At 71.5% G+C, this 5,536-nt stretch carries 6 protein-coding genes and 3 pseudogenes; 5 read left to right on the top strand and 4 right to left on the bottom strand.

What is annotated here, in order from left to right; all coding sequences use genetic code 11:
* A pseudogene (locus ABZ749_RS28195) lies at positions 1–94 on the bottom strand (polysaccharide biosynthesis protein); the annotation flags it as partial.
* 7 nt (positions 95–101) lie between these two features.
* Here ABZ749_RS28195 and ABZ749_RS28190 point away from each other — a divergent pair.
* Positions 102–581: pseudogene (locus tag ABZ749_RS28190) on the top strand (DUF3152 domain-containing protein); the annotation flags it as partial.
* Between the two features lie 13 nt (positions 582–594).
* Here ABZ749_RS28190 and ABZ749_RS28185 read toward each other — a convergent pair.
* Positions 595–1,242 carry a hypothetical protein gene (locus tag ABZ749_RS28185; RefSeq protein WP_357233111.1) on the bottom strand — a complete coding sequence of 216 codons (648 nt, stop codon included), beginning with the start codon at positions 1,240–1,242 and terminating at the stop codon, positions 595–597.
* A gap of 166 nt (positions 1,243–1,408) precedes the next feature.
* Between ABZ749_RS28185 and ABZ749_RS28180 the strand changes: the two genes are divergently transcribed.
* Genes ABZ749_RS28180 through ABZ749_RS28170 form a run of 3 tightly spaced genes read left to right on the top strand, consistent with a single transcriptional unit; the run spans position 1,409 to position 3,528 of the window.
* Positions 1,409–2,452, top strand: coding sequence for a hypothetical protein (locus tag ABZ749_RS28180; protein WP_357233109.1), 1,044 nt, complete (start codon positions 1,409–1,411; stop codon positions 2,450–2,452).
* 21 nt (positions 2,453–2,473) lie between these two features.
* Complete coding sequence (locus ABZ749_RS28175; RefSeq protein WP_357233106.1) at positions 2,474–2,878, top strand: YbaB/EbfC family nucleoid-associated protein; 405 nt, start codon at positions 2,474–2,476, stop codon at positions 2,876–2,878.
* A gap of 23 nt (positions 2,879–2,901) precedes the next feature.
* Complete coding sequence (locus ABZ749_RS28170) at positions 2,902–3,528, top strand: hypothetical protein (protein WP_357233104.1); 627 nt, start codon at positions 2,902–2,904, stop codon at positions 3,526–3,528.
* Between the two features lie 58 nt (positions 3,529–3,586).
* Here ABZ749_RS28170 and ABZ749_RS28165 read toward each other — a convergent pair whose 3' ends face one another.
* Together ABZ749_RS28165 and ABZ749_RS28160 are read right to left on the bottom strand one after the other, a co-directional pair.
* On the bottom strand, positions 3,587–4,276 hold the full coding sequence (locus tag ABZ749_RS28165; protein ID WP_357233113.1) for a trypsin-like serine protease: 690 nt from the start codon (positions 4,274–4,276) through the stop codon (positions 3,587–3,589).
* Between the two features lie 18 nt (positions 4,277–4,294).
* Positions 4,295–4,702: pseudogene (locus ABZ749_RS28160) on the bottom strand (snapalysin family zinc-dependent metalloprotease); the annotation flags it as partial.
* 364 nt (positions 4,703–5,066) lie between these two features.
* Between ABZ749_RS28160 and ABZ749_RS28155 the strand changes: the two are divergent.
* On the top strand, positions 5,067–5,536 hold a 470-nt coding region (locus ABZ749_RS28155), incomplete at its 3' end, for a hypothetical protein (protein WP_357233102.1).

Below are 5,536 nucleotides of genomic sequence, written 5' to 3'. Positions count from 1 at the left end.
TCGCGGTCAACCGCTCCGTGATCCGCTTGGAGTAGCCGAGAACACTGACCGGGTCGGCGGCCTTGTCGGTCGAGATGTTGACGAACCTCGCCACGGACGTCGCCACGGCGATCACCGCGACGCTGAACGACCCACGCGGGTGGACGGCGGGTGGGGCGTGGCGGTTGCGCCGGGTCGGTGCCGGCGAACCGACCGACTTCACCATCTACCTGGCGACTCCCGGCACCCGCGACACCCTCTGCCAGGACGTGCCGGACGCCTACACCTCCTGCCGCAACGGTGGCCGGGTGGTACTCAACGTGGCGCGCTGGGTCAAGGGGGTGCCGGGTTACGGCGCGACACTGGAGACCTACCGGCAGTACATGGTCAACCACGAGGTGGGCCACAAACTCGGGCACGGCCACGAACGGTGCCCCGGGCGGGGGCGGCCGGCGCCGGTGATGCAGCAGCAGACGCTGGGCCTGCACGGCTGCACCGCGAACGCCTGGCCGTACCCGAAGGGCAAGGCCCGCTACAGCGGGCCGGTCGGGGCCTACGACGACGCGGTCCCCCGGCGTGAGGGCGCCTACTCGGCGTCATGAGGACGGCGTGCCGTCAGGAACGGCGGCGGCGCTCCTGCTCGAGGCGCTCGTCCTGCCGGCCCATCTCGTAGATGGCGTTGAGGCTGGTCGGCAGTCGGCTGACGTTGTCCGGCACCGGGCCGGGATCCGGCGCCGGCCCGGAGTCCGGTACCGGACCGGGGTCGGGTGCGGCGGCGGGGGCCGGTGCCCGGCGGCGCAGGAGCAGCAGTGCCAGCACCGCGAGGACCGCCACGACCAGCAGGTACGACGCGGGTGGCCAGGCATTCCGGGTGGGGTTGGCCAGGGCCGGCGGCGGGGTCGGTGCGGGGGTGTCGCCGTCGCGCCGGGGCACGGCGGCCTCGCGGGTGCCGGTGCCCCCGCCGGCGGCGCGGCGATCCGGGACGGCGGGTGCGGGGACGCCGCTCGTCGACCCGGCTGGCCCGGGGATCGCGACGGGTGTCACCGGGCTGGGCCGACCGGCGACCGGCGGCCGACTCGGCGTGGCCGCCGCGGTGGGGGTGGCGCTCGGCGTCGGAGCGGCACTCGGCGTGTCGCCGCCGAGCAGGTCGTCGACGATCTGGCGGACGCCGCCGACGATGTCACCGAGCGGGTTCGAGGTGGTCGACGGGGACGGCGCGGGCGCGAGGGCGAGGGTCAGCGCGAGGACGACGACGGTAGGCATGACGACCACCTCCGATGTGCCGATATGCCACGCACCGTACCGCGTAGTGGGATCGCATGGGTGACACCGCACACCGGGGCGACGAACGCGTGTCAGGTTCGAGGACAGCCGGCTGCGCCCTCCTCGCCTACGATGCCAGGAACGCGGCGGGGAGCGAGGGGGCGGCATGGTCGATTTCGCGGTGGACCCGGTTGACGTTCGCGAGCGTGCGCGAACCCTCGGCACCACGATCGCTGAGGACTACGCGACCGAGGCGGACGAGTTCGCCCGCAACTCCGCCATTGATGCGCCCGGCTTCGGCATCGCCCTGTCGGCGGCGGAGGCGGCCTACATCCAGCGTGTCGAATTCCTCGTGAAGGACGTTCGGGGTGCTGCGGACGTGTGCCGGCAGATCGGCGAGAAACTCGGCGTCGTCGCGGATCAGTACGAGCGCGCGGAGAGCCTGCACGTGGGTGGGTTCGGTGGCACGCCGGTGCCGACGAGCAGTTTCGGCGATGACTACGGCAAGACCAGTGCTGCCCAGCTCACCCAGGATCCGGCGCTGCTCGTCGCCGCTGGTGCCTCGATCACGCTGGCGGAGATCGGCGCGATCATGGCTGGCCTGTCGGCCTGCGCCGCGCTGTGCCCGACGTTCATCGTCGGTGTGACCGGCGCGGCCCTGTTCGTGGCCAACCCCATCGGTATCGCCCAGGCCGGTGCCGATCTGATTCGTCACGGCGACAATCTGCAGAAGGCGCTCAACGCGAACTTCGACAAGATCTGCTCGGCGGCGACCGCGACCTGGAAGGGCCAGGGCAAGGACAGCTTCGTCATCATGTCGACCAAGCTCAAGGCCCATCTCGACGAGCTTGGCGCATACATCCGCACCCTCGGCGAGACCCTGCACTCTCTGGACATCGCCCTCACCGGTCTGTGGCTCGCCCTGGGCGCGATGACGGTGCCGTTCCTGACCTGGTTGATCACCATGCGCGGTGCCCAACTCATACCCGGTTTCGCCCCCGCGCTGGAGCCGATCATCCAGGCGGCCGGGGCCGCTGTCGCCGGCTCCACCACCACAATGATCGCCGGGGTGACCGCGCTGGGCGGGCTGGTCCTGGCACTCATCAACGGGCTTGCCAAGGATTTTCTGAAGCTGCTGGCGCTGCCGGACGACGGTGCGGCGGGCACACCGGATCTGACCGAGTTCCGCGTCGGCGAGAACTTCGCCTGACCTCCGCTGTAAGGAGCGTTCGTGATCGACCCAGACGTGCAACGCCGGATCGAGGGAATGGCCGAGCAGGCGACCCGGTTCGCCGCCGCCATGCAGAACCTCACCGGCGAGGGCACCGACGACGCGGAGCTGGTGCGCGCGACGTGCGACGCGAGCGGTCGCCTCGTCGACATCGACCTGGCGGCGGGCACCCGACGGATGCAGACCTACGAGCTGCGAGAGGCGATCCTTGCCGCCGCTGGCCGGGCCGCCGACGCGGCCAGCGCCAGCCTGGCGGACGCGGTCTCGCAGGTCACTCAGAGCACCGACATGTACGGCGCCGACGCGGTACGGCAGGCCCAGGAACAGGTCGCCCAGTATCGGCGGCTCGTCGACGCGCAGCGGGACAAACTCGAGCAGCTGCGCGCCGGCCTCGGCCAGCCGTGAGCACCGGGGCGCCAGAGCTGCGCATGCGTCGACGGCTGCTGCGGATGCTTGGCACGCTGCGGCCGATCAAGGCCGGTTACCAGATGCGCCCGATGACTGTCGGCGGGGTTCTCGGCCTGATGGTCGCCGGGGTCCTGGCCCTCCTCGTGACCGTGCCGCTGGCCGCCCAGGTGCCGTGGCTGCCGTTCGTCGCTGTGCCCGCCGTGGTGGTGGCCGCCCCTCTGCTGTGGCTGATGGCGAACATCGGCGCCGGCGCCTGGTACGCCTGCGGCGCCGGGCTCCCGATGCTGTCGGTCACCGACGGGGAGGTCCGCGGCCGACTGCGCGGAGTGTGGGCCGATGAACTGGCCGACGCCGACCCGGATGACCCAGCCTGGTGGGACCTGCGATTGCCGGTCCGTGCGCTCAGCGGCATTCGCGTGGAGCGCGACAGCCCCGGGGGCCCGCTCCTCGTCCTCGACCTGCCACCCGCGGCAGCGGAGGCGCTGACAGCGAACGCTGACACGCAGAAGCTCGCCGAGCACTGGCGCAGCAGCGTCGACAGCCCCGCCGCGTGGCAGATCGGTCTCTTCGAGGGGCGGTTTCGCCGCGCGCGCCGCCTCCGGGAATTCCTGGAGGCACTCGCCGCCGCGGGTGGCCCGGTCCCCTAGAACACGCGCCGAGGGCGGAGGTCGCCTGTAGCGCCTCCGCCCGCAGCGTCCGAGCTGGTCAGACGGGTAGGCCGCCGACCTGGGTGTTGATCCAGGACCGGATGGACGGCAGGTCGACGTAGATGGACGGGCCGGTGGCGCAGGTGGAGTTGTTGTTGCCGGCCCGGCTCGTGGCGCCGATCAGGTTCCACACTCCGTTGACCTGGCGCACCTGCGGGCCACCGGAGTCGCCGTAGCAGGCGCCGGAGTTGCCGTTGGTGTTGTTGGTGCAGATCTCGTACGGGCCGTTGATGCCGGAGCACCGGCTGTCGGCCACGATGGACGTGTCGAGCTCGTTGGCCACGGTCGGGGCCGAACCGCAGCCCCGCGGGGCGCAGGTCTGACCCCAGCCGATGATCCGGGTGGCGGTGCCGACCGCGCCGGAGGTGCTCGGGATCGGGGCCGGCGCGTACGTGACCGAGCTGGCCAGTTGCAGCAGCTTCACGTCGACGCTCGGGTGGTTGACCGCCCGCGTCACCCGCACCACGGTCCCGCCGCTGGAACGGTTGACGCTGCCCACCCGCACCGAGGACGGTGTCGAACAGTGCTTGGCGGTGACCGCCCAGTTGCCCTTGATCAGCGTGCCGGTGCAGCCGGAGACGTACACCATGAAGGGGTAGTTCTCCGTGGCCGGCCGGCCGCCGACGACCAGCGGGCTGATGTTCGAGGCGTCGTTCCAGGTGTAGGTGGTGCTGGCCGGTGCGGCCAGGGTGCCGGCGAACAGCGAGTTCACCCGGCTCGCCTCGGCGGTGCTGGGGTTGGCGTTGCGGCAGGAGACCGGTGCGCTGCTGCCGGACATCAGGTCGGAGCAGAGGCCGGTGCGCCGGTCTGGCAGGCCGAGGATGTGGCCGACTTCGTGGGTGGCGATGCGGGTGCGGTCGTAGCCCTGGTTGACGGCCGTGCGGCCCATCCAGATCCGGCCCGAGCCGAGGCCGGTCGGCTGCGCGCGGGGCCAGCCGTCGTCGACGTAGATGGTGATGCTGGCCGGGGTGCCGGCCAGGAGTCGGACGTTGCTGACCCGGCTGTTCCAGATCTGCGCCGCCTGGTCGAAGTTGGTGCGGAACTCGCCGGTCCGGCTCGCGTCGTAGTAGACGGTCCGGACGGCGGCGGCCGGCGTGCCGGTGGCGAGCTGCATCCCGGCCGCCGCCAGGATCGCCACCAGCATGGCCATCGCCGCGCGTCTCAGTTGTCCTCGGAACATCGGGTACTCCCTGCGGTCGTCCGGCGGCCGTCGGCCGTCGGTCATCGATGTACGCCGATATTAATGTGACGACGGTCGATGTTCGGCATAGCGGAAGCGTCATACCGGCGACGGATCAGTGCCTACCAGGTGCCGAGCACCAGGCGTCCGCCGACCTGGCTGACGGTCAGACCACCTGCCGTTACTCGGCGGTTACGTCACAGCGAAGCGCCTGTGCCGGGGCAGGACGACGGTGGCCGCAGAGGGTCACCGGCAGCGTCGCCGCGACGTGACCCCGGTACCGAACGGAGAAACCACGATGAGGATCAGGAGCACACTGACCGCGTTGACGGTCGTCCTCGCCGGGCTGGTCGCCAGCGCGGGCAGCAGCGCCGCCGAGGGCACCACGACCACAGCGGCGTACTGCGGGATCACCTGGGGCAGCGCGGAGAAGGCGGCCGGCGCGCTGAGCGACGCCCCGCTGATCGATGTGCGCACGGGTCGGCACGACTGCTACGACCGGGTCGTCTTCGAGTTCAACGGCCCGGTCGACGGTTACGCGGTCGGCTACGGCGAGACGTGGACCGAGGGCGAAGGGCTGGCACTGTCGCCGTACACCGCCGGCGGGGCGCTGCTGCGGGTCTCGCTGCGGGCCCCGGCGTACGACGACGACCACCTGGGCACCGTGCCCTACGCGGTCGGCGAGCACGTGGCGAATCTGCTGCGCTACCAGACGCTGCGCGACCGATCACCCGCCGTCGCCCGTAACACCGCGATCGCCAGTTCCGC

It is taken from the genome of Micromonospora sp. NPDC047753 (genome assembly GCF_040642735.1).
GTDB lineage: Bacteria > Actinomycetota > Actinomycetes > Mycobacteriales > Micromonosporaceae > Micromonospora.
This window is presented reverse-complemented; position numbering and strand designations above follow the sequence as displayed.